Annotated in this window: 25 protein-coding genes; 4 read left to right on the top strand and 21 right to left on the bottom strand. The window is 59.1% G+C overall.

The annotated features are described in order from the left end of the window. Positions 1-152: 152 nt before the first annotated feature. The 10 genes from tssH to tssB all read right to left on the bottom strand — a co-directional run bounded on the left by tssH (position 153) and on the right by tssB (position 12,351). On the bottom strand, positions 153-2,786 hold the full coding sequence (tssH, locus tag QZ534_RS09510) for a type VI secretion system ATPase TssH (protein ID WP_296933998.1): 2,634 nt from the start codon (positions 2,784-2,786) through the stop codon (positions 153-155). A gap of 10 nt (positions 2,787-2,796) precedes the next feature. Further along, a complete protein-coding gene (gene icmH / locus QZ534_RS09505; protein ID WP_296933996.1) occupies positions 2,797-3,624 on the bottom strand; it encodes a type IVB secretion system protein IcmH/DotU in 828 nt (275 codons plus the stop codon). A gap of 3 nt (positions 3,625-3,627) precedes the next feature. Continuing rightward, a complete protein-coding gene (gene tssK / locus QZ534_RS09500) occupies positions 3,628-4,962 on the bottom strand; it encodes a type VI secretion system baseplate subunit TssK (protein ID WP_296933994.1) in 1,335 nt (444 codons plus the stop codon). After that, positions 4,962-5,495: a type VI secretion system lipoprotein TssJ gene (tssJ, locus tag QZ534_RS09495; protein WP_296933992.1), complete on the bottom strand. Its 534-nt coding sequence runs from the start codon at positions 5,493-5,495 to the stop codon at positions 4,962-4,964. The genes tssK and tssJ overlap by 1 nt, the downstream gene beginning before the upstream one ends. Next, positions 5,492-6,808, bottom strand: a complete 1,317-nt coding sequence (gene tagH, locus QZ534_RS09490; RefSeq protein WP_296933990.1) for a type VI secretion system-associated FHA domain protein TagH — start codon at positions 6,806-6,808, stop codon at positions 5,492-5,494. The genes tssJ and tagH overlap by 4 nt, the downstream gene beginning before the upstream one ends. 20 nt (positions 6,809-6,828) lie before the next feature. After that, positions 6,829-7,845, bottom strand: coding sequence for a type VI secretion system baseplate subunit TssG (gene tssG, locus QZ534_RS09485; RefSeq protein WP_296933988.1), 1,017 nt, complete (start codon positions 7,843-7,845; stop codon positions 6,829-6,831). Beyond that, on the bottom strand, positions 7,809-9,581 hold the full coding sequence (tssF, locus tag QZ534_RS09480) for a type VI secretion system baseplate subunit TssF (protein ID WP_296933986.1): 1,773 nt from the start codon (positions 9,579-9,581) through the stop codon (positions 7,809-7,811). Before tssF ends, tssG begins: the two co-directional genes overlap by 37 nt. 292 nt (positions 9,582-9,873) lie before the next feature. Continuing rightward, the gene (gene tssE / locus QZ534_RS09475) at positions 9,874-10,314 is read right to left on the bottom strand and encodes a type VI secretion system baseplate subunit TssE (RefSeq protein WP_296933984.1); all 441 of its coding nucleotides are present in this window, start codon (positions 10,312-10,314) and stop codon (positions 9,874-9,876) included. Positions 10,315-10,317: 3 nt separating this feature from the next. Beyond that, the gene (tssC, locus tag QZ534_RS09470) at positions 10,318-11,799 is read right to left on the bottom strand and encodes a type VI secretion system contractile sheath large subunit (protein WP_296933982.1); all 1,482 of its coding nucleotides are present in this window, start codon (positions 11,797-11,799) and stop codon (positions 10,318-10,320) included. 54 nt (positions 11,800-11,853) lie between these two features. Continuing rightward, on the bottom strand, positions 11,854-12,351 hold the full coding sequence (gene tssB, locus QZ534_RS09465; RefSeq protein ID WP_008175709.1) for a type VI secretion system contractile sheath small subunit: 498 nt from the start codon (positions 12,349-12,351) through the stop codon (positions 11,854-11,856). Positions 12,352-12,628: 277 nt separating this feature from the next. Between tssB and QZ534_RS09460 the strand changes: the two genes are divergently transcribed. Then, on the top strand, positions 12,629-12,889 hold the full coding sequence (locus QZ534_RS09460) for an acyl-CoA-binding protein (RefSeq protein ID WP_296933979.1): 261 nt from the start codon (positions 12,629-12,631) through the stop codon (positions 12,887-12,889). Between the two features lie 133 nt (positions 12,890-13,022). Continuing rightward, the gene (locus tag QZ534_RS09455; RefSeq protein ID WP_296933977.1) at positions 13,023-13,340 is read left to right on the top strand and encodes a site-specific integrase; all 318 of its coding nucleotides are present in this window, start codon (positions 13,023-13,025) and stop codon (positions 13,338-13,340) included. Between the two features lie 9 nt (positions 13,341-13,349). Here QZ534_RS09455 and QZ534_RS09450 read toward each other — a convergent pair whose 3' ends face one another. Both QZ534_RS09450 and greB read right to left on the bottom strand, forming a co-directional pair. After that, positions 13,350-13,811, bottom strand: coding sequence for a hypothetical protein (locus QZ534_RS09450; protein ID WP_296933975.1), 462 nt, complete (start codon positions 13,809-13,811; stop codon positions 13,350-13,352). 111 nt (positions 13,812-13,922) lie between these two features. After that, complete coding sequence (greB, locus tag QZ534_RS09445; protein ID WP_296933973.1) at positions 13,923-14,438, bottom strand: transcription elongation factor GreB; 516 nt, start codon at positions 14,436-14,438, stop codon at positions 13,923-13,925. A 303-nt stretch (positions 14,439-14,741) separates the two neighbouring features. Here greB and QZ534_RS09440 point away from each other — a divergent pair, with 303 nt between their 5' ends. Then, complete coding sequence (locus tag QZ534_RS09440) at positions 14,742-15,023, top strand: hypothetical protein (RefSeq protein WP_296933971.1); 282 nt, start codon at positions 14,742-14,744, stop codon at positions 15,021-15,023. On the opposite strand, the gene QZ534_RS09435 is transcribed toward QZ534_RS09440, so the two are convergent. The 8 genes from QZ534_RS09435 to ftsY form a co-directional block, all read right to left on the bottom strand. Further along, positions 15,017-16,507, bottom strand: a complete 1,491-nt coding sequence (locus QZ534_RS09435) for a HAMP domain-containing sensor histidine kinase (protein WP_296933969.1) — start codon at positions 16,505-16,507, stop codon at positions 15,017-15,019. The genes QZ534_RS09440 and QZ534_RS09435 overlap by 7 nt on opposite strands. Then, entirely contained in the window at positions 16,494-17,174 is a 681-nt protein-coding gene (locus QZ534_RS09430) for a response regulator transcription factor (RefSeq protein ID WP_008175694.1), read from the bottom strand. Before QZ534_RS09430 ends, QZ534_RS09435 begins: the two co-directional genes overlap by 14 nt. A gap of 103 nt (positions 17,175-17,277) precedes the next feature. Then, positions 17,278-18,057, bottom strand: coding sequence for a hydroxypyruvate isomerase (hyi, locus tag QZ534_RS09425; RefSeq protein ID WP_296933967.1), 780 nt, complete (start codon positions 18,055-18,057; stop codon positions 17,278-17,280). Between the two features lie 7 nt (positions 18,058-18,064). Next, positions 18,065-18,976: an NAD(P)-dependent oxidoreductase gene (locus QZ534_RS09420; RefSeq protein ID WP_296933965.1), complete on the bottom strand. Its 912-nt coding sequence runs from the start codon at positions 18,974-18,976 to the stop codon at positions 18,065-18,067. Between the two features lie 236 nt (positions 18,977-19,212). Next, positions 19,213-20,073, bottom strand: a complete 861-nt coding sequence (gene rpoH / locus QZ534_RS09415; RefSeq protein ID WP_296933963.1) for an RNA polymerase sigma factor RpoH — start codon at positions 20,071-20,073, stop codon at positions 19,213-19,215. A 192-nt stretch (positions 20,074-20,265) separates the two neighbouring features. Next, on the bottom strand, positions 20,266-21,273 hold the full coding sequence (ftsX, locus tag QZ534_RS09410) for a permease-like cell division protein FtsX (RefSeq protein ID WP_296933961.1): 1,008 nt from the start codon (positions 21,271-21,273) through the stop codon (positions 20,266-20,268). Then, on the bottom strand, positions 21,263-21,955 hold the full coding sequence (ftsE, locus tag QZ534_RS09405; RefSeq protein WP_148608588.1) for a cell division ATP-binding protein FtsE: 693 nt from the start codon (positions 21,953-21,955) through the stop codon (positions 21,263-21,265). Before ftsE ends, ftsX begins: the two co-directional genes overlap by 11 nt. Positions 21,956-21,984: 29 nt before the next feature. Continuing rightward, on the bottom strand, positions 21,985-23,190 hold the full coding sequence (gene ftsY, locus QZ534_RS09400) for a signal recognition particle-docking protein FtsY (RefSeq protein ID WP_296933956.1): 1,206 nt from the start codon (positions 23,188-23,190) through the stop codon (positions 21,985-21,987). Between the two features lie 161 nt (positions 23,191-23,351). Between ftsY and rsmD the strand changes: the two genes are divergently transcribed. Next, positions 23,352-24,002 carry a 16S rRNA (guanine(966)-N(2))-methyltransferase RsmD gene (rsmD, locus tag QZ534_RS09395; RefSeq protein ID WP_296933954.1) on the top strand — a complete coding sequence of 217 codons (651 nt, stop codon included), beginning with the start codon at positions 23,352-23,354 and terminating at the stop codon, positions 24,000-24,002. A 78-nt stretch (positions 24,003-24,080) separates the two neighbouring features. Here the strand turns inward: rsmD and QZ534_RS09390 are convergent, their stop codons facing one another. After that, complete coding sequence (locus tag QZ534_RS09390; protein ID WP_296933951.1) at positions 24,081-25,259, bottom strand: fatty acid desaturase; 1,179 nt, start codon at positions 25,257-25,259, stop codon at positions 24,081-24,083. Positions 25,260-25,279: the final 20 nt, after the last annotated feature.

Genomic DNA, 25,279 nt, shown 5'->3' with positions numbered 1-25,279 from the left:
GCTCCGCCCCTCACTGCTTACTGCTCCTGCGTCGCAGTGAGGGTCCTGGCTTGGCCATCCCTGGCCAACCCGTGAAGAGCTTTCGCTCTTCACCCATGGCTCCGCAGGGTATTTGGAAAGCCGAACCACAGGGTCCGCTACCTCCAGTTACCTCAAGCAACAGTTCCCACAAACTGATGCTCATCTACACCGAGAGTCACTTTTCTTACCGGCTCCCTCGCCGCCAATTTCTCCAGCAACGCCAGTGAAACAGGCGGCAACAATTCACCCTCTATGATCGACTCAAGCATCCTTGCGCCGTTTTCACTTCTTGTCGCACGGCTTCGAATAGCCTCGATAAGTCCTTCTTCCAGTTCCACGTCGGTGTGGTAACGGCCCTTGATCTGGTCTGCCAGCCGCTGGAGTTTGTCGCCAACGATACGGTTGAGGGTTTCCTCGCCCAGGGGTAAATAAGGCACCACTTCCATCCTTGCCAGCAAAGCGGGCTTGAAGAAGTTGGCCAATTCCGGGTACAGGGCCTCTTCCAGGCTGGCCGGCGAGTCGGCGTGGTTGACGATGGTCTGGTAGCCCAGATTGGAGGTGAGGAAGAAGACGACGTTTTTGCAGTCGATCAACCGGCCTTCGCCGTCGGCCAATTCGCCTTTGTCAAACGCCTGGTAGAACAGGTTGAGGACTTCCGGATGGGCTTTTTCGACTTCGTCGAGCAAGACCACGGAGTAGGGTTTCTGGCGGATGGCTTCGGTGAGGATGCCGCCTTCGCCAAAACCCACATACCCGGGAGGCGAGCCGATCAGGCGGGAGACAGTGTGTTTTTCCTGGTATTCGGACATGTTGATGGTGGTGAGGAACTGGCGGCCGCCGTAGAGCAGTTCGGCCAGCTGTACAACGGTTTCGGTTTTGCCAACGCCGCTCGGGCCCACCAGCAAGAAGGCGCCCATGGGGCGGCCCGGCCGGCGCAAGTCGGCGCGGGCGGTAAGCAGATGTTGATGCAGGTAGTCGATGGCGGTGTCCTGGCCTTTGATATGCTCCTGAAGATACGCCGGCAAATGGGTGATTTTTTCAAGTTCGTCGGTGGTCATTCGATTGACCGGGATGCCGGTCCAGTCGGCGATAACTTCGGCCACCTGTCTGGCATCAACGCGGGCGTGTACCAGCGGCTCGTCGGCCTGGAGTTCAGTCAGTTCCTGCTCAATTGCGGCGGCTTCGCTTTTCAGATCCGGGCGTTCTTCTGTATCTCCATCGGTCAACTCAGAGGTATCCGCTTCGCCCTGCGATTCACCGGTGAGCAACTGTTCCCGGATATCCACCAGTCGGGCCACAAGTTCGCGCTGGTCGTTCCAGCGTTGTTCAAGGGCTTCGGATTCAGCAGTGATCCTGGCAATTCGCTGTTCCAGTTCCCGTTCCCGTTCGGCATCCACAGTCTGGCCCAGAGTGTGCTCCCGGCTTAGCAGGTTCTGTTCCATGGCCAGCTGATGCAGCTCGCTGCGGACGTGGCTCAGGCTTCTGGGCGGCGTGCTCAGATTCAGGCTGACCCGGGCGCAGGCGGTGTCCAGTACATCGATGGCTTTGTCCGGTAGCTGACGGCCGGCAAGGTAACGGGCCGACATGTCAGCGGCGGCTTTCAGGGCGTCGTCGGCGATCAGGACCTGATGGGCTTTTTCGTAGACGGTTCGCAGGCCGCGGAGAATGTGGACGGCTTCGCCCGGTGTCGGCTCGTCCAGGGCGACCGGCTGGAAGCGCCGGCCCAGGGCCGGGTCTTTTTCGAAGTATTTCTTGTACTCGCGCCAGGTGGTCGCGGCGATGGTGCGGAGCTCGCCCCGGGCAAGGGCCGGTTTCAGCAGGTTGGCGGCGTCGGAGCCACCTTCGCTGTTGCCCGCGCCGATCAGGGTATGGGCTTCGTCGATGAACAGGATGATCGGCGTGGCAGAGCCTTTGACCGCTTCAATAACGCCTTTGAGGCGCTTTTCGAACTCGCCTTTCACAGACGCACCGGCCTGCAAAGCGCCCATATCCAGCGTCCAGAGTTCGACGTTTTTCAGGCGATCCGGCACATCGCCGTTGACGATGCGCAGGGCGAGGCCTTCTACCACGGCACTTTTGCCGACACCGGCATCACCGACCACGATGGGGTTGTTCTTGCGGCGGCGGCAGAGGATGTCGATCATCTGGTCGATCTCGGCGTCACGGCACACCACGGGGTCCAGTTTGTCTTCCCGGGCGAGTCTGGTGAAGTCGGTGGCGTAGCGGGTAAGCGGATCCATATCGGTCTGCGAGGCCGACCTGGCGTCGCCGTTTTCGCCCAACTGAAGGCGTTCTGCGGAGCCATCGGTGAGCCGGTCAAACTGCTTGCGCAGCTGCTCACGGTTGATCTCCGCCAGTGCCTGAGCCACACAGGGCATCAGATAGCGCTCGGCATTCATCAGCAGGGCCAGGAATACGGCGCCGGAGCAAAGCTCAGTGTGACCCAGTTCGGTGGAAGCCAGCAGCCAGGCATCCTGCAGCAGTTCCACCAACAGTGGTGAGAACGACGGATAGGGCTCAGCGCTTTGGGCCTCACCGTTCAGGCTGTCGCCCACCAACGGTTGCAACTGCTGATGCTCAATGCCGGTATGCTCCAGAATCTGGCGCACATCGGAAAACGGGGTTTCCAGCAGTTTGAACAGCAAATGGGCCGGAGTGATTTCCGCGCCCTGGCGGCTGATGCACAGGGCGGCAGAAGCCTCCAGTGCCTGGCGAGAGATGTCGTTGAGGCGCCCGATCAGCGCCGGCAGTTCTACCCGAATCACGTTGATGTCCTTATTTCGGTAGTTGGTCGAGTACGCGCAATACGTCCGTGATGCGCTCGTTCAGTGCCATGTTATACAGGGAGTAGATGCCGGCCATGGCCGCCACAAACAGACCAGCAATGCCCCAGACGGGCATGCCACTGCGCAACCGGTTCCGGGTTGGCGCTACATTCGCGCGGGCATCCGCAAGAGGCGCCGGTTCCAGCTCCTCCTGCAACGCTTTCAGTTGTTCGTGCAGGCCACGGACAATCTGGTCGTATTCATCCCGGCCGTTTTCCATCACCTTGTACCGCCCTTCGAAACCCAGACAGAGACACAGGTAGATGAACGACAACATGTCGCAGTAACGGGCCGGTTCCTGCTCCATCCGGGCAAGAATCGCAAACACTTTCTCCCCACCCCAGGTCTCGTTGTGGAAGCGGGACAACAGGGAGTGCTGTGACCAGACGCTGTGGGCGCCCCAGTCGGTTCCCAGCACGGCCTCGTCGATGAAGGCGCAGAGAACATACCGGTAGGCGACAACAACTGGCCGGTCGTAACCCTGTTCCACCAGTTCCCGGTCGATGGCAGCGATCTCATCCACCACCTGCTGGTAGAGGGTTTCCACCGCGCGATAGTCTGCCAGCCTGCGTATCCTGATCACCAGGCCAAGCAATGGTGTGGCGGCATCAATCAGGCGGTTATGTTCCAATCCTCTGAGCTGGAACTGCTCGTCGACCTGCCCTTCCCTGTTGCCCTCAGCTGTTCCCCGTCTGTCGGCAAAAATCAGATCACTGAACGCACTGCTGCCGGAATTCCTGCTGCCACTGGGTAAGTCCATTACCTGTGCATCTGCCATGATTTAGCTCCTGATTGCCCAGAACTGCATTTCCATGCCCGGGAAACTGCCGGCCACGTGGAATGCAAAGCCGCTCGCGTTGTCAAGCATTTGCCAGGCCTGGCTCTGGTCGTCCAGGCGGAAGTAGACGAAGCCGGCGTGGTACGGCAATTGCCGGGGTGCGACCGGTAACGGGGCGAGCGGTATTCCCGGCAGTTGCAGGCTGATGAGATCCCGGATTTTTTCCACCGAGGCCACCTTGCACTGCTGGGTGAACTGCTTGCGCAGATCGTCCAGTGGCATGTCGGCTTTGACCGCAAGAATGAATTCCGCATCCCGGACCAACTGGGCGTCCTGAACCGGGGCCACGGTCAGGCCGTACTGGCGCTGCTGGAGCTGGATAGCCAACGCCCTCGGTTCCAGCACCGTGCTCAGGGACTGCCGCAGAACCTGCATGAGCGGGGTAAAACAATCCTCCGGCAGATCGTGGTCATAGGCCGGGTACTCTCTCGGCAGGCGTCCTTCGTCGGTAAAGGTCACCAGCTCGCCACACAGCTCAAGCAGGGCTTCGAACAGCCGTTCGGGATGCAACTGGCGCAGGCGGGCCAGGTGCATGAATCTGGGATGAGCCCGGTTCAGCATCTCCAGCAACATAAAGTCCGCCACGTCCGCAACGCCACCCTGCCCCGGTGCACCGACACGCTCGGCGATATTGCGTGCCCGCTCCCGCATCAAGCCTGCCATTTCACCGACGAATCGCTGCAGCCTGGGTGCGGCTCGCACACTCAGCATGGTGGGGAGGAAGTTCGGATCCATCACCAGGCTTCCGTCCGGGCGTTTTTCAAGAATCCGGCCAATCGCCAAGGCCGCATAGGCGCTGCGATCTTCCCTCTCAAGCATCAGGCGGGGCGCCACTCGGCCCACATCAATGGTGTGGGCATCGCCGTCGATCGAGTGCAGATCCCGGATTTCCCGGGAGTCGGCACGGAACCGACCGGCCACCGGGGCGTCCGGCCATTCCACTTCCGCCAGGCTTTCACTGCCCAACGGCAACGCCAGGTAGACGACCTGATTGGCCACGGAGGCATCGGTGATTTCCATGGGCTCCGGCATCACGTCGTCCTGGGGCAGGCTGAAGCGGGTGCCATCCGGGAACAGTCCGGATGCCCGCACGAGGCCAATCCGTCCGAAACTCAGGTACTCTGCATTCAGTTCCAGGTTGCTGAAGCCATAAAGATAATCGGAGATCGCGAGCGCCCGTTCATTGATCTGGTGTTCCAGATATCGCTGCTGTTGCTGGAAGTGCTGGGGCTTGATGAACAGGCCATCACTCCAGACGACTCGATTGGTTAGTGCCATCAGGTGTCATCCGAATGCTTGAGTTGAACTTCCCGCTCCCGCAGATTCACCAGCAGGTTGTAGCGGCCGCCGATTGGATCCACCTTTACCACCTTCTTCCACTGGGACAGGTTGGGGTAGGCGTAAAAGGCGATCACGCCGATAAATCGGGTATCATCGCCAATCTCGAAAGGTTCGATGAACTTGAACTGGCCCGGCACCAGGGAGTAATCGCTGTGGTCCACATAGTTCTGGCCCAGTGACGCCTCCAGGTCACTCAGTAGCTGGTCGAAATCCCCGGCCATCAACAGTGAGCTGTCCCGCATCTCGATGATCTGAAACGCAATGGGCGTGGGTGCCAGGGATTCATTCGGGTTTACATCCGGTTCGGCCACCATGGTCAGACCAACCCGGCTGGGCAGATCCTCCGGGTATCCCACCGGGATATCCGGGTCCCAGAGCACTTTTGCGGTTTTGGTGACCGCGTTATAGGGGGTGCTGCATCCGGCAAGCACGAATACGATGGCCAGCAAACTCCATTTGCAGGTCTTCACAACGGGTTCTCCCTCTGTAGTTGGCGCAGGTTCTGGTCGTAGGCCTGTTCGAACACTTCCTGGAACAGACGCTCGAATCCCTGCTGACGGCTGGATTTCAATTCCCGGTAATAATGCTGGTACATATCCCATGCCCAGCGTCCCTCGTCCTCGTTCTGGCGCAGTCCCCGTCGGTAACCATGGAAACGACGCAGCAAGGCCTCGGGCGAAAAAGCATGCAGGATGGCCTCCAGTGCCTCGCTGATAGCCTCACGGGTTGCCTGCTGGTGGTGATTGAGGCTCTGCAGACTCTCCCGTACCGCTGCCGGCGCCGAGAGGTGAACCGGGCTACGGTGGCTGGCGAACAGGGTCTGCACCGTGTCTTCATACCCCTCACCCAACCGCAGTGGATTATCCTCAATGGGTTGCAAACGGGTTCGCAGCGCCTGATGTCTGCTGTCTTCGCCCTGGTGCAGAGCCAACAAACCCTCCACGGTCGCCTTCAGAGTCTGCCCCGCTTCCTCCAGGAACAGGCGCATCTCATCGCTGTCGGCAAAGTCCAGCCCGGCTTCCATACCCCGCAACAGGGGGGCACCACTGATGTGTTTGCTGCTCTGGTCTGAAGCCTCCCGGCGATCAGTACTCTTTGTAATCTCAGACATCCTGTCTTTTTCTCCTTTGCGAACGGGCAGGCCCATCGCTACATCGCGGTTTTCACGGTACTCATCCGAAACCTCCCTTCCAGCAGCTCGCCAGGAGGTTTCACTCACCATCAGCGCGTCGGTGTCCGACGTTTGTTCTTCCGGCTGATCGGTCCACGGTGCCAATGGGTCATCACTGGCCGCCTCCCCGGCTACCGGGGCAAAATTTTGCAGCGGCTCCGGGTTCTCGGTCTGGCTGGTTGAGTCCTCGGCCCGCACCAGCGGCCCTTCATAGACATTGATCAGTTGCCCGGCCCGCTCTGCTTCACCGCTCTCAAGCAACGGTTCGCCAACAGCCTCGGCCAACTCCGCACGAAGCTGATAGCGACCGATACTGACGACGTCTCCATGTTTCAGGCGTGCCCGACGGCCCCTGCCCACAGGCTGACTTGCGCTATTGATGTAGGTCCGGCCACTGCGATCAATCAGGCAGAAGCCGCCATCCAGAAAACGGATCTCCGCGTGACCGGGAACCGCTCCCGTTCGCTGGGAGGATAACCGCCAGGTATCACTGGCCGCTGTACCGATAGAGCCACCGCGAGCGCTGAAACAATGCTCGATGGTTGCTCCACCGCCGGCAACGGTCGGATTGGTGACTGTCAGCTTGAGGCCCGCAGCCTGTTGTTCATCCATGAATGCCTTCCCTGCCGGGTTTACCGGCGAATCTGAATCCGGACCGCCGGTCGGCGCCGGGCCTTTTCCGGGGTCACGAAGGAATTCCAGCCAAGCCGCACATCTTCCCCCAACTGCATGGGGCGGATGTCCTTCGGACGCATTTGAAGCTCCAGGTCGTAGGCCAGTTGCTCCCGTGTAGCGAACTCCACCAGTTTGACCAGGCGCTGGTGGTCCTGGCCATTGGGCAGGAAATCCGCAAAGCGCTGTCGACTGAGATTCCGCAACCGGAGTACGAATTTGCCACTGCGATCCCGGATGGCCGATCCCACCAGTGTGTCGCTGCCCAGACAGGCGTTGGTCTGGCCCAGTCGGGTCTGTTGATCATCGGCGATAGCCACCTTACGCAGAACCCACTGTTCAATACTGACATCCTCCAGATCGAAGCAATGGGCAACGATGCCGCTCACTACCTCCGGCGACCGGCTGCGACCGGCCATCAGGCCGGAATAGGCCAGCATCTTTGACCAGTTAACCGGTGTCGCCTCCCGCAACCGGCTGTCGCCAAGCCCGATCAGGGCAAAGATCAGCTCTGAAAAGCCGTCCGAGGCACCGGGTTGAAACCGAACGTAATAGCGATACTTGCGCCACGCCCGGTGGAACAGCGTAACCAGGCGATGATTGAAAAAATCCAGAAAATGCCGGCGGATACCCAGATTCTGGCCCGCTTCCCAGGCCAGATCCTCCAGGTAATAGCCCGGCAGCGGCGACTGCGATCCGTGCAACCCCAGAAAGCTGACTTCCATCTGGTACGGGGCGTGTTCATGTTCCGGCGACAGCGCCGAGACCACGTCGCTGCCGGGAAACCCCAGGCCGGCAGACGCCGAAAACCGGATCCGCTCCTGCCGGGGCTGGTCATCGGCGGTGCGCTCCAGGTCGTCCCCGTGGTGCCGGTGAATCAAGTCCACCAGCTGGAAAAAACTGTATCGCCGCGCATTACCCAGAACGGGTTGCAGCTCGGCTACATCAGCGGCTGCTGACCTTGCTGTAACGTCCATGTGTACCGTTCCTGGTTATCGGTGTTCACCACTTCCAGTTGGTGAAATGCGTTGATACTGGCATAAAGAGCAAAGAACTGGCTGAGAACCGTACCGAACAGGTAGAGATCGCCTTCTGATGCAAAGGCCTGCTGGTCCAGTTTCAGTACCGAGCGAATCCCCCGCACCGGCAGGCCCCTGACCATCCGGTCAACCGGAGCCGTCTCGATACCGGTAATACCAGCCAGTCGTTTCTGGGACACCCGCTCCGCCTGGCGGTCCACCAGGGCCCGGAAATCATAGACTCGAAGCACTGTTCGCAGCGCATCCACGTCCAGCATGGACAGGTAATTGAGGGACAGATTCGAGATCAGCGTCCACAACAGGCTGCCATCCAGAGTTGGCCGCAGGGTCGCAGTGGGCCGGGTAATGTTACTGAAGGTGGCAAACGCCGGCGTGCTCTCGGTGGCCATGCAGATTTCGCCCACCGCCAGCTGGCTGGGGAGCTGGCGGTTGGTGCAGGTGAGGGTGAGGGAGATCGCCTCCTGCCGGTTAAGGCATTCAGACTCGTCGCCCCGGACGAACGATATGTAATGGTCAAAGCCATCCCCACGAACGCTGTCTCGGGCGCGGATCCGGTAGTAAAGGGCGGTGCGCCCGCGGTCCCGTTCCACTTCATGCTGGAAACTTTCAAACGCGGTGTAGATCCGGGGCTCACCGCGCCCTGACCGGCCCTCCAGCCAGCCTTCCACCTGCTCGATGCTGAATACTTCAAAATGATCCGGCGAGCGGCTGGACGGCGAAATCCGGTATTCGGTCTGGCGACCGTTCAGATCCACTGGCTCGCCCTCGTGGGTGAACAGGTTCACCGCCGGGGTGCAGTAGAGTTGGAAATTGTCCTCCCGCACTTTCACATCCGGCGGCAATATCCGGCTGAAATGAAAACGCAGGCTGATTTCGTCCGCCTGCACCGCCGGCAGCCGGCGGGCCAGGCCGTGGATGTCCACGAAACGGAAGGCTTCCGGGAAGCTGAGGTATTCCTGCAGGATGCGGTAGCCGGGGTAGGCGTTCTTTGGGTACGGCAGCAGAGCCTCGTCGTTGCCAAAACCCACCGGCTGCAACAGTGAGGCAGGTAGGCGGTAAACAGCGTCGCCCACCACCAGATCGATGCGTTCCAGGTAATGGTTGAGCCACAGGAACAGCGTCTCGGCAATGTGGCTTTCGCCACCGAGATAAAACCGCAAACTGCCCATGCCGAGAGACGACAGCGGCTGATCCGTATGCAGGGCCAGGTCCACGGTCACGGATGAGACTTCCCGCGAGTGTTCCGCGTGGGCCGCAGCGACGCTGACCGGGTAAACGTCCACCGCCCGGCAGGTGCGGAACCGGCACTGGGTCTGGCGCATGGTGTCGCCCAGGGGCCGGCTTTTGATTTCAGTGTGTCGGTCCACCCGCTGGCGTTCGCTGATGGCATGCAGTTGCGGGTCGAAACGCATGATGGTGCAACTGGGCACTGGTCGAAGGTAATTTGGCCACAGCATGTTCAGCAGCGAATGGGTGATTTCCGGGAACTCGTCTTCGACTTTTTCGCGGAGTTTTCCGGTGAGAAACGCAAAGCCTTCCAGCAGCCGTTCAACATCCGGATCGGTGCTCTGCTCGGACAAAAACCGGGTCAGCTGAGGATGGGCATCCGCGAATTCCCGGCCCTGGAGCCTGAGAAAACTCAACTCGTCCCTGTAAAATCGATTTAACTTCATCGTTACTGCACCTTGTCTGGCTCCGAGCAGGGGCGTGGTTGATCTTTCCAAAAGACGCTTCAAGCCCGTCCATGGGACGCTTGGGCTCCGCCATCCATGGCTCCGCACACTTTTGGAAAGATCAACCACACCCCTGCTCTCATCCTTGCCTTCAAAACAGCCCAGAGCAATTAGCACTCAGGTCTGCCGGAGGGGGTGGGGATGCTTTTCTGGCGGGAAAAAAGATGTCTGAGCGAAGCGAGTTGTTTTTTCCCAGAAGAAAAGTGTCGCCACCCCCTCCTTTCCCTGCTGTCTAAATCACGCGGTAATACCGCTTGTCATCCAGAACCAAATCTATGGTTGTTTTGTCGTCTTTCGAACCGACGTTCAGATAGACCGTCACCTGAAACCGCAGCTGCAGCGGATCGGGTCCCTGGGGCAGATTGACCACATCAACCCGCTTCACCCTGGGTTCGAACTTCTCGATGCACTGCCGGATCGCGCCTCGGATCTGGACGCTCAGATCGTGGGTGCCGAGGGTGGCGTCGTTGAAATCCAGTAACCCCAGGTCCGGTACGCTGGCGCTGTTGCCCGGGTGGGCATTCAGCAGGCGCACCAGGTGGCGCTTGATGGACTCAACCACGTGGGTTACTTCTCCCATACTCTGGCCGGCCGGTTCAGCCGCCTGCTCCAGTCGTTCGAACAGGCTGCCGGTGCCGGCCTGCGATCCGTCGCTGGCCGGGTGCTGGAACACGGATCAGTCCTTGTCCAGCCGGCCAACCAGTGACAGTTCGAAGTTGGCACCCATGTACTTGAAGTGCGGACGCACCGCCAGGGACACCTGGTACCAGCCCGGATCGCCTTCCACGTCAGAGACGGTGACCTGAGCCGCGCGCAAGGGCCGACGGCTGCGGACTTCTGCGGGCGGGTTTTCCTGGTCGGCCACGTACTGGCGAATCCAGGTGTTCAGTTCCCGTTCCAGATCCTGGCGTTCTTTCCAGGAGCCGATCTGTTCCCGCTGCAGTACCTTGATGTAGTGGGCCAGGCGGTTAACGATCATCATGTAGGGCAGCTGGGTACCCAGCTTGTAGTTGGTTTCCGCTTCCTTGCCTTCCTTGGTGTTGGGGAACTGCTTGGGTTTTTGCACCGAGTTGGCGGAGAAGAACGCGGCGTTGTCGCTGCCCTTGCGCATGGTCAGGGCGATGAAACCCTCGTCGGCCATTTCGTATTCGCGACGATCGGTGATCAGCACTTCGGTCGGAATCTTGGCTTCCAGCTGGCCGAAGGATTCGAACAGATGCACCGGCAGGTCCTCCACCGCGCCGCCGCTCTGAGGGCCGATGATATTCGGGCACCAGCGGTACTTGGCAAAGCTCTCGGTCAGGCGCGTGGCCAGCAGATACGCGGTGTTGCCCCACAGGTAATGCTCGTGATCGCCAGACACGTCTTCCTTGTAGTTGAAGCTGCGCACCGGGTTTTCGGTGGGGTCGTAGGGCACCCGCAACAGGAAGCGCGGAGACGTCAGGCCCAGGTAGCGGGCGTCTTCAGATTCCCGCAGGGACCGCCACTTGGCGTATTTCGGGCCCTCGAACACGGCCTTCAGTTCCTTGATGGCCGGCAGTTCCTGGTAGCTGTCGACGCCAAAGAACGACGGTGCCACGGAGGACAGGAACGGAGCATGGGCCATGGCGCCGACCGACGACACGTACTGCAGCAGCTTCATGTCGGGCGTGGACGGGGTGAAGGCGTAGTTGCCCACTACCGCACCCACCGGCTCACCGCCGAACTGGCCGTATTCGGTGGAGTAGATGTGCTTGTAGAAGCCGGTCTGGGTGACATCCGGCGCAAATTCGAAGTCTTCCAACAGTTCGGTCTTGGTGGCGTGGAGGATATCCACCTTGATGTTTTCGCGGAAGTCGGTGCGATCGACCATCAACTTCAGGCCGCGCCAGGAGGATTCCAGCTCCTGTAGCTTGGGCGCGTGCAGGATTTCATCCATCTGGGCGCTGATCTTGCGATCCAGCTCCACCACCATCTGGTCCACCAGGGCCTTGTTGACCGGCTGGCCTTTTTCGTCGCTTTTCAGCAGGTTGGCAATAAACGTTGCCACGCCCTTGCGGGCAACATCGTAACCCTCATCCGCCGGCGCCATGCGGCTGTTGGCCATGACCTGGTCGAGCAGAGAGCCTTCTGCAACGGATTCGGAGGCAGCAGATTGCTGCACAGCAGTATCAGACATACCACATCCCTTCAGTACGTTTTGATGAAAATAGGAGAGTGAGCGTGCGTTCGCTTACTCGTTGCTGTCGGTGGCCAGTTCCAGTTCGGCCAGCAGCTTGTCCCGGGCGTCGTCGTTGTCCAGCAGTTCCTGCAGCTTGGACCGGAACGACGGTACGTTACCCAGCGGGCCTTTGAGCGCCACCAGGGCTTCCCGCAGCTCGATCAGCTTGTTCAGCTCCGGAACCTGACGAGCGACACTGTCCGGGGAAAAATCATCCAGGGTCTGGAATTCCAGGTTCACCGGCAGCTCGTCGGCTTCCTCATCCAGCTTGTTGGTCACGGTGGTGGAAAGCGTCAGGCCGGCTTCCTTCATGACCGAACGGAAGTTGTTCTTGTCGACGGAGATGGCCTTGCGATCTTCGATGGGGGTTTCTTCGGCGTGTCCCTTGAAATCGCCAACCACGAACATTTTCAGCGGCAGCTCGGTTTCGGCCTGCTGATCTCCGGTGGCGGGGACGTATTTGATATTGATGCGCTCTTTAGGCGCGACGGAACCGTCTTTTGAAGACATGCGCTTGCTCCCTGTGCAAATCATTTGCAGTTGTCCAATCCCTTGTACGCACCTTCCTGGCACGCAACGCGAAAAACTCTACACAGATCATTTGCCTTTCTCAAGCAAAAACTCGCCAGCATTTTTCCGGAATGTGCAGCCGGGCAAGCTTTTGCCAGAATGCTGAGGTTTCCCTTTCCGCCAATGACCTGGAAAGATTCAGTCAATGACGGAGCCGGTGGCTGTGGCTATACTCGGCCAACAAACAGGACCAAAGTAAAACCATACGGAGATCAACATGAGTGACCTGAAAACCCGCTTCGAGGAAGCTGTCAACTACATCCAGACCGCCGAGGGCGACTTCAAACCCTCCAACGAGATGAAACTGGAATTCTATGCGCTCTACAAACAGGCCACCGAAGGGGATGTGTCCGGCAAGCGCCCGGGCATGATGGATTTTGTCGGCCGTGCAAAGTTTGATGCCTGGGAGAAGCTCAAGGGCATGTCCAGCGATGACGCCATGCAAAAGTACATCGACAAGCTCGAAGCCCTGAAATAATCGGCCTTCCAGCCCGGACTCTGGTCACAAAATGACCAGAGTCAATCTTCCTGAATAAAGCTTTGCGCTCGTAAATCTCTTGTCATAAGATGCGCCCAAAATAACAATACCAATTCATCAGCAAGAGTTATTTATGGACATCACCGAGGCGCTGGAACAATCCCAGCCAGGCTTAGTGGCACGGATCAAGGACGCCATTCACAAGCACAAGCTCAATCAACGCTCAGAGCAGACCTACCTGCACTGGATTACCCGGTTCGTACTGTTCACCGATCTCAAGGATCCGGATGCGCTGGCCAATGAAGACCGGCAGCAATTTCTGGACTATCTGAGTGATCGTATGCGGTTATCCCGGGCGCGTTTCAACCAGGCCAACCAGGCCCTGGCATTCTTCTATGAGGATGTACTGGGCAAGACGCCTGTCGGCAACAACGGCTGCGCCGCCGCCTGATAGCCGGTTTTAGCGCTCGTTCATATTGATGTTCAGCGCGTCGTAGGTGCGGTTTTCGGGTGGACGGATCACGTAGTTGTTGCTGTGGGTCTGCCCGGGAATGGACTTGGGATTGCTGAACCGGAACTCCACCGGAATCTGCGAGCGACCAAGGTCGGTTCGGCTATCACCGGGGCGAAGGCCAAGCGGATCCAGGTAAAAGTCGTCTTCAATCCGGGGCTTGAGCGGCACACCCGCAGCCGGCGCTGTCAGACCACCCTCGATAACGGTATTGGCCAGAGTCTCCTCCTCCATGGAATTCAACTGAATGGTATTGATGGTCGAGCGCTCTTCATACTGGAACGCACTGTCTTGCCTGTCACTCTGCGCAACTGCCCCACCGGCAGAAACGGCAGCAGCCAAAAGCCCCGCCAATACCAGCGATGTGCTCACCCTGCTCTGAAGGTTCCTGATTTCTCCACGCATACCCACGGCAATTACCCCGGCAGACGATCCTGTCTGCGACCAATTGTGACAAATTTTGATCAGTCTATCGCCAAATCACACAATCTGCCCGGGCACACGCCAATTTTGTGACATCATTCACTTGTCGTCGCCAGGCGCCTGGTAGCGAATGCCAACCACAAACACCGACTTCCAGCCTTCCGGGGTTCGAACGCTCACTTCGTCGTCGAGGCGCTTGCCAATCAGGGCTCGGGCCAGAGGAGCGTTAATGCTGAGATAACCCTTGTTCAGATCAAACTCGTCGGCGCCTACCAGGCGATAGGTCTGCTCCTCACCGTCCTCGTCCTCTACCGTCACCCAGGCGCCAAAAAATACTTTGTTCCGGTCATCCGGCAAGCGGTCAACCACGGTGAGTTCCTCCAGGCGTTTGCTGAGGAAACGCACCCGTCGGTCGATTTCCCTTAACTGCTTCTTGCCGTAGATGTACTCGGCGTTCTCGGACCGATCGCCAAGGGCGGCGGCCTCACGCACCGCCTGAGTCACTTCCGGGCGTTTTACCTTCCAGAGATACTGCAATTCCTCACGCAGGGCCTGCTCGCCTTCGGGCGTAATGTATCTGGGGCGTGGCCCGCCATTACCGGAAACCTGGGTCATTGGTCTCGTAACGTCCTCTGCCAGTCGGGAGTCAAAAAATGCAAGGGCATAAAAAAACCCCGTAAAAACGGGGTAAGGCTAGCGCTGTGCTGGAGGGAGAAGCAAGCAACAATTCGTGCAGGCTTCCAAAGCTACAGTTTCCATTATGCACACCCTTGGTTACACCAGCGTGGCCGAGGAATTACCTTTTCGTCAGGGAAATTACGAACGCTGGCTCGCGGAATTAGGTTGCAGACTCTAGGTTCGGAGCATAGCGTAGCGTTTATCTTCTTTTCGAACGTTTCCATTCTCGGAGAAAACAACATGGATACTCAGAAGCTGCTGAACCTGGCGCTCAATGGCGTGGATGCTCTTGGCTATCGTCTGGACCAGTACGGGATTACTGGCAAGATCAACCGGCACAACATCGCGGCTTTCCTGGCAGCAGAACAGAAGCATCTGGAAGGCGAATGGGACAGCATTCAGGTACGGGTAAACCGTCGCCGCTCACAGGTTGAAAAGATTAGCCATGAGATCGAATCCCGCAAAGACGCCTTGATCGGCCCGGTGCTTTCGAAGATCAACCGGTTTCGCGCCAGTCAGTGAGTCTTCACGCCGGTGGATTCTGAGGCGGCGTGGGTTTCCCCGGCCGCTGAATCCGATGGCTGTTCCGCCTGGGTCGCTCGAATGCGTTTGCGGGCCTCGGTAAAGGCAGGGATCTTCACAGCCACTGTCAGCCCCGGCGATTCTTCTCCGGGGTGAGTATCGCTCAAAACAATCCGGCCCTGATGAATCTCCGCAACAGCACTTACCAGGCTGAGGCCCAGACCGTTACCCGGTAGCGAACGGCTCTTTCCCACCCGGTAGAAGCGCTGGAAAACCTGGTCTTTCTCCGCATCGGGAATACCGATGCCACTGTCCCGAACTTCAAAGACGGCTTCTGAACCTTCTCGCCGAACCGAGACGCCGATAACGCCATGCTCGGGGGTGTACTTGATAGCGTTATCGATCAGGTTACTGACCATCTGGAACAGAAGGTCACGGTCACCTTCAATCTTCACACCACTCTGCAGATCCTGTTCAAACGATTGGTCTTTATCTTCGGCCAGGGCTTCGTAGAGCTCGCAGGCATCGGCAACCAACTCGTCCAGCGGCACGGGCTTCATATCCGCGGTATTGCCCCGGGTTTCCAGTCTGGCGATGCGCAGGAGAGCGTTAAAGGTCGCCAGCAACTGATCGGCTTCAGCGACGGCGCGGCCGGCCTGCTCCCGTGCCTCGTCGTTATCCACCGACATCAGGGTGTTTTCCAGCTGGTTTCGCAGTCGGGTCAGCGGCGTGCGCAAATCATGGGCAATGCTGTCGGAAACGTGCCGGATGCCTTCCATCAGGTACACAATCCGGTCCAGCATCTGGTTCAGGTTCTCCGCCAGCTGGTCGAAATCATCATCAGTGCCGCGGGTGGGAATCCGCAGGGACAGGTGGCCGTTCATGATGCGGCGTGAAGTGTTGTTGATCACCTCGATACGCCGGGTGGTGCTGCGGCTCATCAGAAAACCACCAAGCAGCGCGAGTGCAAGGGTAATCCCCATGCCCCAATTGATGGCAGTTTCGATCACCCTCTTGAGGTTGGTGAGTTCGTCGACATCGCGCCCCACAAGCAGGCGCAGGCCACCCTGAACCTCGAAGATTCGCGCACGGGCCAGGCGTTCAGGCCCGGTCCAGCCCACAGATTCGTTCAGGGTAAAGTTGATCCAGCCACTCTCGGAACGGCTGCCTTCCGGCCAGGTCTCGATATTGCCGGCCAGTTTGAGGAAGTCGTCGGTGGTCAGAAGGTAAATGGATTTGGCGTTGGGATCGCGGGCAACACGCTCGCGGATGATTGTGATCAGGCCGTTTACGCCACGACCACGGTATTGCTCCGCCAGACCCGCGATTTCCGCTTCGATGGTTTCGTCGGTCTGGGCGGTCATGAACCCCGCTGTACGCCAGTAGATAAAGGCCAGTAACAGAAATACCGAGGTGGCAAACACCACCATGTACAGCAGGGCTAGCTGGAAGGACGAGGTCCTGAGCTGGCTAAGCAGTTTCACGTAACATGTACCCTGCACCCCGAATGGTCTGCAGTAAGGGCGTATCGAATTCCTTATCGATCTTGGCTCGCAGCCGGCTGATGTGCACGTCAATCACGTTGGTCTGGGGATCGAAATGGTAATCCCAGACCTTCTCCAGCAGCATGGTCCGCGTGACCACCTGGCCGGCATTGCGCATCAGGTATTCCAGCAGACGGAACTCCCGGGGCTGGACATCAATATTCTGGCCGGCGCGCTTGACGGTCCGCGCCAGAAGATCCATTTCCAGATCGGCAACCCGAAGTACGGTTTCGGTTTCGGCCGACTGCCGATTGCGCCGCACCAGGGATTCGATACGGGCCAACAGTTCGGTAAACGAGAACGGCTTGGTCAGGTAATCATCACCGCCGCCCCGCAAACCCTCAACGCGGTCATCCACGTCACCCAGGGCGCTAAGAATCAGGACTGGTACCTGATTTCCGGTGGCCCTCACGGTCTTGATGATGGAAAGGCCATCCATACCCGGCAGCATGCGGTCCACAATCATGATGTCATAATCTTCGCTGGCCGCCATCATCATGCCTTCCTTGCCATCGGCCGCATGATCGACCACGAAGTCGGATTCCTTCAGACCTTTGACAAGATAGTTTGCAACGTCCTGATCGTCTTCGATTACCAGCGCTTTCACCGGTTCTCCTCCCGATAGCGGATTACATTAACGACAAGGGTACGAATAAGTTGGCAAACCGGCCAGTTACGATCTTGTAAGAGGGTGTCGCCATTGGCGACGGTCAGACCCTCCCCGAAAACCAGCCGAGGCTGTCACCCGTTGCCCCTGTGGGCCGGTATTCCGCGCTTACCCAGCCGTCATAACCCATGGCATCGATGGCCTTAAAAACATTCGAAAAGTTAATCTCCCCGGTGCCCGGTTCGTGGCGTCCGGGGTTATCCGCAAACTGAATATGTCCGATCCACGGCAGCAGGCACTCCATGGAGCGCACGAGATCCCCCTCCATGATCTGCATGTGATAAAGGTCGTACTGCAGGCGCACGTTGTCTGCGTCCACTTCCTCGATCAACGCGAGCACCTTACCGGAGGTGTCCAGAACGAAACCGGGCATGTCCACCCGTGAGTTGATGGCCTCCAGGCACAGGGTGATGCCCTCGTCCGCCAGCCTGGCTGCTGCCCAGGCGACGTTATCGGCCAGGGTCTGCCAGACAACCTCATCCGAAACGTCAGCGGGTTTCAGCCCTGCCAGGCAGTTCAGCTGTTGGCAGCCCAGAGCGCGAGCGTATTCAATCGCCTGGCCCACCCCGGCCTGGAACTCCTCAACCCGGTTCGGCAGGCAGGCAATGCCCCGTTCACCAGCGTCCCAGTTCCCCGGCGGCAGATTGAACAGCACCTGAGTCAGCTGGTTATCGTTCAGCATCTGGCTGAGCAGTTCCTTGGGATAGGCATAGGGGAACAGGTATTCCACCCCCTCAAAACCGGCAGCCCGGGCCATGGCGAAGCGCTCGGGAAAGTCGACTTCCGTGAACAGCATCGACAGATTGGCAGCAAAACGGGGCATGGCGTGGTTACTCCTTCCGGGGGCGGCCAAGGGAGCCAAGCAGGGCACCGTTCAGGTGCTCCAGCTCCAGCAGCAGGCCACTGTGGTCGACATCACTGTGACCATTGGCCACCAGCGACAGGTATTCATTGTGAGTCTGCTGGGCCAGCGGCAGGGTTAACCCTTCCGCCCGGGCCTCATCCAGAATCATCCGCATGTCCTTGAGCTGAATCCGTGCCGGCGCGCCGGGGGCAAAATCCCGATCAATCATCCGTTGCCCGTGCAACTCCAAAATCCGGCTACCGGCAAACCCACCCAGCAACGCTTCCCGCACGGCCGCAGGATCGGCGCCGCCTTTCGCTGCCAGCAGCAGCGCCTCGGACACGGCACCAATGGTGATTCCAACAATAGCCTGATTGGCCAGCTTCGCCAGCTGCCCCGAGCCCACGGGCCCAATGCGCGTGCATTTGCCAAGCGCCTCAAACACCGGCCGGGCACGATCAACATCCGCTTCCGAACCACCCGCCATGATACTCAGGCGAGCTTCCGCCGCACCCACCGTACCCCCGGACACGGGCGCATCCACATAGCCCGCGCCCCGCTCTGCAGCCAACTCAGCATGGCGACGGGCCACGGTAGGCTGGATGGAACTCATATCAATCACCAGCGCCCCCGGCTTCAGGGCCTCAAGAGCCCCCTGCTTCACCAGCACCTGCTCAACCACATCGCTATTCTCCAACATGGTGATCACCACGTCGGCATTGGCAACCGCCTCCGCCGGGGATTCGGCAATGGTTGTTTCAGAAGCAAAGGGCTCGCACTTGCTGGCCGTTCTGTTCCAAAGGGTCATCGGAAAGCCGGCGTTCAGCAAATTCCGCGTCATGGGCGCACCCATCAGGCCAATGCCAAGAAATGCGATATGAGGGAGTTTATTAGTCATTTTTCAGGCCTCTGCACAAAGGTTCGAGAAGGGATTGGGTGGGCCTTTCCAAAACCGTGCGGAGCCATGGATGGCGGAGCCGAGCGTACAGGGACGTATTCACAGCGTGTTTTGGAAAGGCCCACCCAATCGCTTCTGCCCCCAAGGTAAAGTTTCCGATTATACAAACAAAAACGCCACCAACCGGAACCGGTGGTGGCGTTTTAACGACTCAGTCTCGAGATTGGGCCGCCGGTTCAGGCCGCCTCAACCATCTGCATGCGAATCTTCTTCATCGCATTCTTCTCAAGCTGCCGGATACGCTCCGCCGACACGCCGTACTTGTCCGCCAACTCATGCAGCGTCGACTTGCTCTCGGACAACCAGCGCTCCCGAAGAATATCCTGGCTGCGTTCATCCAGCTGCGCCAGGGCCTGCATCAGCCGACCGTTGGAATCGTCGGACCAATCAGCGTTTTCAAGCTGGGTCGCCGGGTTACTGCGAGCGTCTTCCAGATAATACGCCGGTGCCTGATAGGCGTTGTCGTCATCGTCGTCCTGCGGACCGTCAAATGCCGTATCCTGGGACGCGAGCCGGCCTTCCATTTCGCGAACAACCTTGGGTTCTACGCCCAAATCCTCGGCAACGGCATTAAGTTCATCATGGCTGAGCCACGCCAGCTTCTTCTTCTGGCTGCGCAGGTTAAAGAACAACTTGCGCTGGGCCTTGGTCGTGGCCACTTTCACAATCCGCCAGTTGCGCAGGATAAACTCGTGAATCTCTGCCTTGATCCAGTGAACAGCAAAAGACACCAGCCGCACACCGTATTCCGGATTGAAGCGTTTGACCGCTTTCATCAGGCCCACGTTGCCTTCCTGAATCAGGTCCGCCTGTGCCAGACCATAACCCGAATAGCTCCGGGCAATGTGAATCACAAAGCGCAGGTGAGACATAACCAGCTGACGGGCGGCTTCCACATCGCCCTCATAATGGAGCCTTTCAGCCAGCTCCCGCTCTTCATCCACTGTGAGCACCGGGATGCGGCTCGCAGCCTGAATGTAAGACTCGAGATTCTGACCCGGAACCAGTCTGTCAACCAGTTGTAAACTCGTACCCATGCTCTAACCTCCGAACCCAACGGCCCTTAAATATACCAACTACTTTTTAGACCGCCAAGAACTCTGAAAGTTCCCGAAATCTCCAGTAAAACGTTTCAAATCAACTATCTGGAAATCTCACCGTGGCTTTACTGACTGACAACCTACGCCAGTAGAAGCTGTTTCTTCAATACGGTTTTCCCGCTATCCGGATCATCTTCCTCCGGCAATATCCCCCGGTTCCATGTCATCTAGATGACGCTTCACCGCGACCCAGGCGCCCAGCCAGCCTAGCAGCATTGCCACAATTATCAACGCCAGGGCCCCATCGAACTGCAAACCGTCGAGGGAAAAATCACTCCGGTACAGTCCAGCCAGCCGCTCTATGGGCCCGCTAAGCCACCAGAGGGACAACTGCAACAGAATCAACGCAACAATTCCGCCACCGAGTCCGAACCAGGCGCCGGTGTACAGAAAAGGTCTGCGGACAAAGCTGTCCGTCCCACCCACCAGTTTCGCAACCAGGATTTCGTCCCGGCGGCTCTCGATCGACAGACGCACGGTGTTGCCGATCACCAGTACAACCGCAGCGGCCAGCAGGATCGCCAGCGCCCAGACGGCACGGGCAAGAAGATCAGTCATGGCATTCAGACGCTGCAACCAGCCCAGGTCCACCTGCACCCGCTCTACGCCTTCCATGCCCTCAACAAACCGCACCAGCCCCTCGACACCCTCGGTGGAACGGGCGCCTTCCTCCGGGGTAATCAACAGTGTGTGCGGCAGCGGGTTATCCTCGAGATAATCCAGGGCATCTTCCAGGCCCGATGAGGCCCGGAACTCCGACAGCGCCTGGTCGCGATCAACCAGCTCAACGCTGGCGACCCGGCCGTCGCCGGCAATCTCATTGCTCAACACCCGTGCCCGCTCAAGCGGCACGTCCAGCTCGATGTAGGCGGTCACCCGGGCACTGCTTTCCCAGCCGGCGCTGACCCCCTGAAGGCTGGTCAGCAGCAACAGCAGTGCCACCGGCAAAGCCAGGGCAACGCCCATCACGGTCCAGGTCATCAGACTGGCCACTGGGTTACGCCAGAGGCGACGAGCGCTATCCTCGGCGACCTTGCGATGATGGGTAAAATAGCTTTCCGCCTGCTCGCGCCACGGCGAACGGGCCTTGTTCGCGCCCCGTGCGGGTTGGGATTTTTTGCGAGTATCAGCGGCCACTGGCACCTCCTCCTATTACCGAGGTGCCGCCAGTCACCAGACGGCCATGATCGAGCTTCAGCGTTCGCCGGCCCATCTCGTTGATCAGGGCGATGTCGTGGGTTGCGATTAACACGGTTACGCCCACCTGGCTGAACTGCCCGAACAGATTCATGATGTCAGCAGACAGCGCCGGGTCCAGGTTACCTGTCGGCTCATCGGCCAGAAGCACCGGGGGTTTGTTGACCACTGCCCGGGCAATACCGACTCGCTGCTGCTCCCCGCCGGATAGCTGCATCGGGTTCATTTTTTCCTTCTGCAGCAGCCCTACCTTGTCCAGGGCAGCTCGCACGCGCCGGCCCGTATCTCTTGGCGACGCACCCATGACTTCCAGCGGCATGGCGACGTTGTCGAAAACGGTCCGGTCAAACAGCAGTTGATGGTTCTGGAAGACCACGCCGATATGGCGGCGAATATAGGGGATCTGACGGCGGGGGAGGCGGTTCAGAACCTGTCCACCGACCACCACCTCGCCGGCACTGGGGCGCTCCATCACCATGATCAGTTTCAGAAGGGTACTTTTGCCAGCGCCGGAATGCCCGGTCAGAAACGCCAGCTCGCCGCGCTCCAGGCCAAAATTGACCTGGCGCAGAGCGGTGTGATCACTGTCGTAACGCTTGGTGACCTGGCGAAATTCAATCATGGGCGGCTTCCGCGCGGCTGGATTCCGGGCTACTCGTCAAACAGAGCGTCCACAAAGGTTTCGGCGTCAAAGCTGCGCAGGTCGTCCACCTGTTCACCAACACCAATAAACCGGATTGGCAACTGCAACTGACGGGCGATGGCAAACACAATACCGCCTTTAGCCGTGCCGTCCAGTTTCGTTAACGTAATGCCACTCACGCCGACGGCCTGCTGGAACACCTGGGCCTGGCTCAGAGCGTTCTGGCCTGTGCCTGCATCCAGCACCAGCATGACTTCGTGGGGCGCAGAGTCGTCCAGCTTCTTCATCACCCGGACCACCTTCTCCAGCTCCTGCATCAGGTTGTCCTTGTTCTGCAGCCGGCCGGCGGTGTCGGCAATCACCACGTCGACACCACGGGACGTGGCAGACTGGATGGCATCGAAAATCACCGAGGCGCTGTCAGCACCGGTGTGTTGCGCCACCACCGGTACATTGTTGCGCTCCCCCCAGACCTGCAACTGCTCTACTGCCGCAGCGCGGAAGGTATCGCCGGCGGCCAGCATGACCGATTTGCCTTCGTTCTGGAATTTCTTGGTGAGCTTGCCGATGGTGGTGGTCTTGCCGACCCCGTTTACCCCCACCATGAGGATGACGTAGGGCGTCTTGCCGGAGTCGATCTGCAGAGGTTTGGTCACATCCTTCAGCAGTCCATGCAGTTCATCCCTCAAGGCCTTGCGCAGAGCTTCCCCGTCCTTGAGCTGATTGCGCTCGAGCTTGTCGGTAAGCGAATCAATGATTTCGGAAGTGGCGGTAACACCCACATCCGCCATCAACAGCGTGGTTTCGATTTCCTCCAGCAGGTCCTCGTCAATTTTCTTGCTCAGGGAGAACAGGTCCGACAGGCCGCCGGTCAGGCTCGCCCGGGTCTTGCCCAATCCTTTTTTGATTCGCTCGAAAACGCTGACCTGAGGCTCAGGTTCCGGGGCTTTCTGAGGCTCTTCCGCGGGCTCGGGCTTGGGCTCCAGAACCGGTTCTGGTTCTGGCTCCGCCACCGGCTCTGGTTGTGGCTTTGCGGCGGCAGGCGCTTCACTCTCGCCTTTTTCCGGCTCCGGAGCTGGCCCTTTGGCAACCTCCGGCTTGCGCTGTGGCACCGGCTTGGGGCGTGGCGCCCGGCTGCGGTTACCGGCGATATCCAGGACAAATACGAGCACAAGAAGGGCCAGAAGGCCGATTGAAATCCACTCTGCCGTCATAAAAGTCAATCCATCAGTCTGAATGGGCGGGACAAAGAAAGCCGACATTCTAGCAGACTGTCCCGTTGAAGTGAGGGCCGCCCGGATTATCGCGCCCGGCCCGGTTTCCGGTAAGATGCGCGCAGAGACCCAGAACCCAGCACAGTCCCGGAGCCGCGACTATGGCGCGCCGAAAACCCACCAGTCAGAGCCCTTCAAAAAGAAACCCTCCCGGTCGCGGTGCTGCTTCGGCGCACAACAAAATCGGCACCGGTGAACTGCGAATCATCGGCGGCGACTGGCGCAGCCGGAAACTGCGCTTTCCGGATGCCGGTGGCGTGCGGCCAACTCCCGCTCGAACCCGGGAAACCCTGTTCAACTGGCTGGCCTTTCACCTTGCAGGAAGCGACTGCCTGGATCTGTTCGCCGGCTCCGGCGCACTTGGGCTGGAGGCCCTGTCCAGAGGTGCCGCACGAGCAACCCTCGTGGATCACACCCCGGCCCTGGCGAAGGCGCTAAGGGACAACCTCAGGCTCTTGAAATCCGAGGGCGGCGAGGTGGCGTGTTCAGACGTAGAGAGCTACCTGCGCCAGAGAAACCGGCCACCGTTCGACATCGTGTTCATGGATCCGCCGTTCCGCCAGGGCTGGCTGGAGAAACTGTTTCCGTTGCTTGAGGAACAGGCCTGGATCAAACCCGGCGGCTGGGTTTATGTGGAACACGAGAGCGAATTACCAACCCCGGCAGTGCCTGCATCCTGGCATCTGCACCGTCAGAAAAGCGCGGGGCAGGTCACCTACTCGTTATTCCGGGTCGCTCCCGAGCCCGAATGAAAAAGGGGCCAGATGAAGGCTTTCATCTGGCCCCGCGTTCACCGCCGAAACCGTTTCAGGTGGACTCCTGGCTCCCGATCAGGCCGAGGGGCGCAGCGAATAGGCCCTGAGATGTTCGGCAAACTCCTCAAGATACCGGATACCGCTGGCTTCCGCCTCGCGGCACCATTCCATCAGCGCGTTCAGCTTGTCCTGGGGTTTGAGCCCACGCTGGCGCCAGAGCGCCTGCAGCTCGTGGCTCTTCTCGTAGATCTGGCGCAGGACCGCATTGCGTTCCAGCACGGACTCGAGAGTTTCCTTTTCCTTCGGATGGATGAGCGTAATCTCGCGTGAAAGCAGCTGCTTGAGCTTCCGGTACCGGGGCCGGATCTCGTCGTCCATCAGCGACTTCTGCTGGCGCAACACCGGCTCCATAACCCGCTTGCGGTACTGTCGCATGATGTCGAAGCGGTTGTTGGCGATGGCCTGGACGGTCTCAACATCTACTTCAAGCTTACCCGGCACATGGTGCGCAATCGGACGATAGCCCTTGGGCTTGGCCAGGCCGAACAACTGGAACAGACGAATATAGCCCCAGCCGATATCCACCTCGAACCAGCGACGGGACAGCTTGGAGGAATTCGGGTAGGTGTGATGATTGTTGTGCAGCTCTTCGCCACCGATCAGAAAACCCAGCGGGCTGATGTTGCGGGCGTTGTCGGCACACTCGTAGTTCCGGTAACCCATCCAGTGGCCAATGCCATTGACCACACCAGCAGCCCACACCGGGATCCACATCATCTGTACCGCCCAGATCCAGATGCCGTGCACGCCAAATAGGGCCAGGTTGATAACCGCCATCAACGCGATGCCCAGCATCTTGTAGCGGCTGTAGACATTACGCTCTACCCAGTCTTCCGGGGTCCGCTGGCCATAGCGCTCGAGCGTTTCCGGGGTCGCAGATTCGGCATAGAGCTCAGCACCCTGGAACAGAACCTTGCGAATGCCCAACACCACCGGGCTGTGGGGATCTTCCTCGGTTTCGCACTTGGCGTGGTGTTTACGGTGGATAGCGGTCCACTCTTTGGTGTTCTGGGCGGTGGTCAGCCAGAGCCAGAACCGGAAGAAGTGTTTCAGGGCCGGATGCAGGTCCAGCGAGTTGTGCGCCGAGTGGCGATGCAGATAGAGCGTAACACTGACAATCGTGACGTGTGTCATTCCGAGGGTGACCAGAATGAGCTGCATCACCGACAGGTCCAGGAGACCGTTAAACCACATAGCAAATCCTCAAAATCATT

The sequence above is a fragment of the uncultured Marinobacter sp. genome, from assembly GCF_913055835.1.
GTDB lineage: Bacteria > Pseudomonadota > Gammaproteobacteria > Pseudomonadales > Oleiphilaceae > Marinobacter.
This window is presented reverse-complemented; position numbering and strand designations above follow the sequence as displayed.

Bases quoted from the DNA above. Each gene is read 5' to 3' on its own strand.
- icmH (WP_296933996.1), bottom strand. From the start codon at position 3,624: ATGGCAGATGCACAGGTAATGGACTTACCCAGTGGCAGCAGGAATTCC.
- tssK (WP_296933994.1), bottom strand. From the start codon at position 4,962: ATGGCACTAACCAATCGAGTCGTCTGGAGTGATGGCCTGTTCATCAAG.
- tagH (WP_296933990.1), bottom strand. From the start codon at position 6,808: ATGGATGAACAACAGGCTGCGGGCCTCAAGCTGACAGTCACCAATCCG.
- tssG (WP_296933988.1), bottom strand. From the start codon at position 7,845: ATGGACGTTACAGCAAGGTCAGCAGCCGCTGATGTAGCCGAGCTGCAA.
- tssF (WP_296933986.1), bottom strand. From the start codon at position 9,581: ATGAAGTTAAATCGATTTTACAGGGACGAGTTGAGTTTTCTCAGGCTC.
- tssC (WP_296933982.1), bottom strand. From the start codon at position 11,799: ATGTCTGATACTGCTGTGCAGCAATCTGCTGCCTCCGAATCCGTTGCA.
- tssB (WP_008175709.1), bottom strand. From the start codon at position 12,351: ATGTCTTCAAAAGACGGTTCCGTCGCGCCTAAAGAGCGCATCAATATC.
- QZ534_RS09460 (WP_296933979.1), top strand. From the start codon at position 12,629: ATGAGTGACCTGAAAACCCGCTTCGAGGAAGCTGTCAACTACATCCAG.
- QZ534_RS09455 (WP_296933977.1), top strand. From the start codon at position 13,023: ATGGACATCACCGAGGCGCTGGAACAATCCCAGCCAGGCTTAGTGGCA.
- greB (WP_296933973.1), bottom strand. From the start codon at position 14,438: ATGACCCAGGTTTCCGGTAATGGCGGGCCACGCCCCAGATACATTACG.
- QZ534_RS09440 (WP_296933971.1), top strand. From the start codon at position 14,742: ATGGATACTCAGAAGCTGCTGAACCTGGCGCTCAATGGCGTGGATGCT.
- hyi (WP_296933967.1), bottom strand. From the start codon at position 18,057: ATGCCCCGTTTTGCTGCCAATCTGTCGATGCTGTTCACGGAAGTCGAC.
- QZ534_RS09420 (WP_296933965.1), bottom strand. From the start codon at position 18,976: ATGACTAATAAACTCCCTCATATCGCATTTCTTGGCATTGGCCTGATG.
- rpoH (WP_296933963.1), bottom strand. From the start codon at position 20,073: ATGGGTACGAGTTTACAACTGGTTGACAGACTGGTTCCGGGTCAGAAT.
- ftsE (WP_148608588.1), bottom strand. From the start codon at position 21,955: ATGATTGAATTTCGCCAGGTCACCAAGCGTTACGACAGTGATCACACC.
- ftsY (WP_296933956.1), bottom strand. From the start codon at position 23,190: ATGACGGCAGAGTGGATTTCAATCGGCCTTCTGGCCCTTCTTGTGCTC.
- rsmD (WP_296933954.1), top strand. From the start codon at position 23,352: ATGGCGCGCCGAAAACCCACCAGTCAGAGCCCTTCAAAAAGAAACCCT.
- QZ534_RS09390 (WP_296933951.1), bottom strand. From the start codon at position 25,259: ATGTGGTTTAACGGTCTCCTGGACCTGTCGGTGATGCAGCTCATTCTG.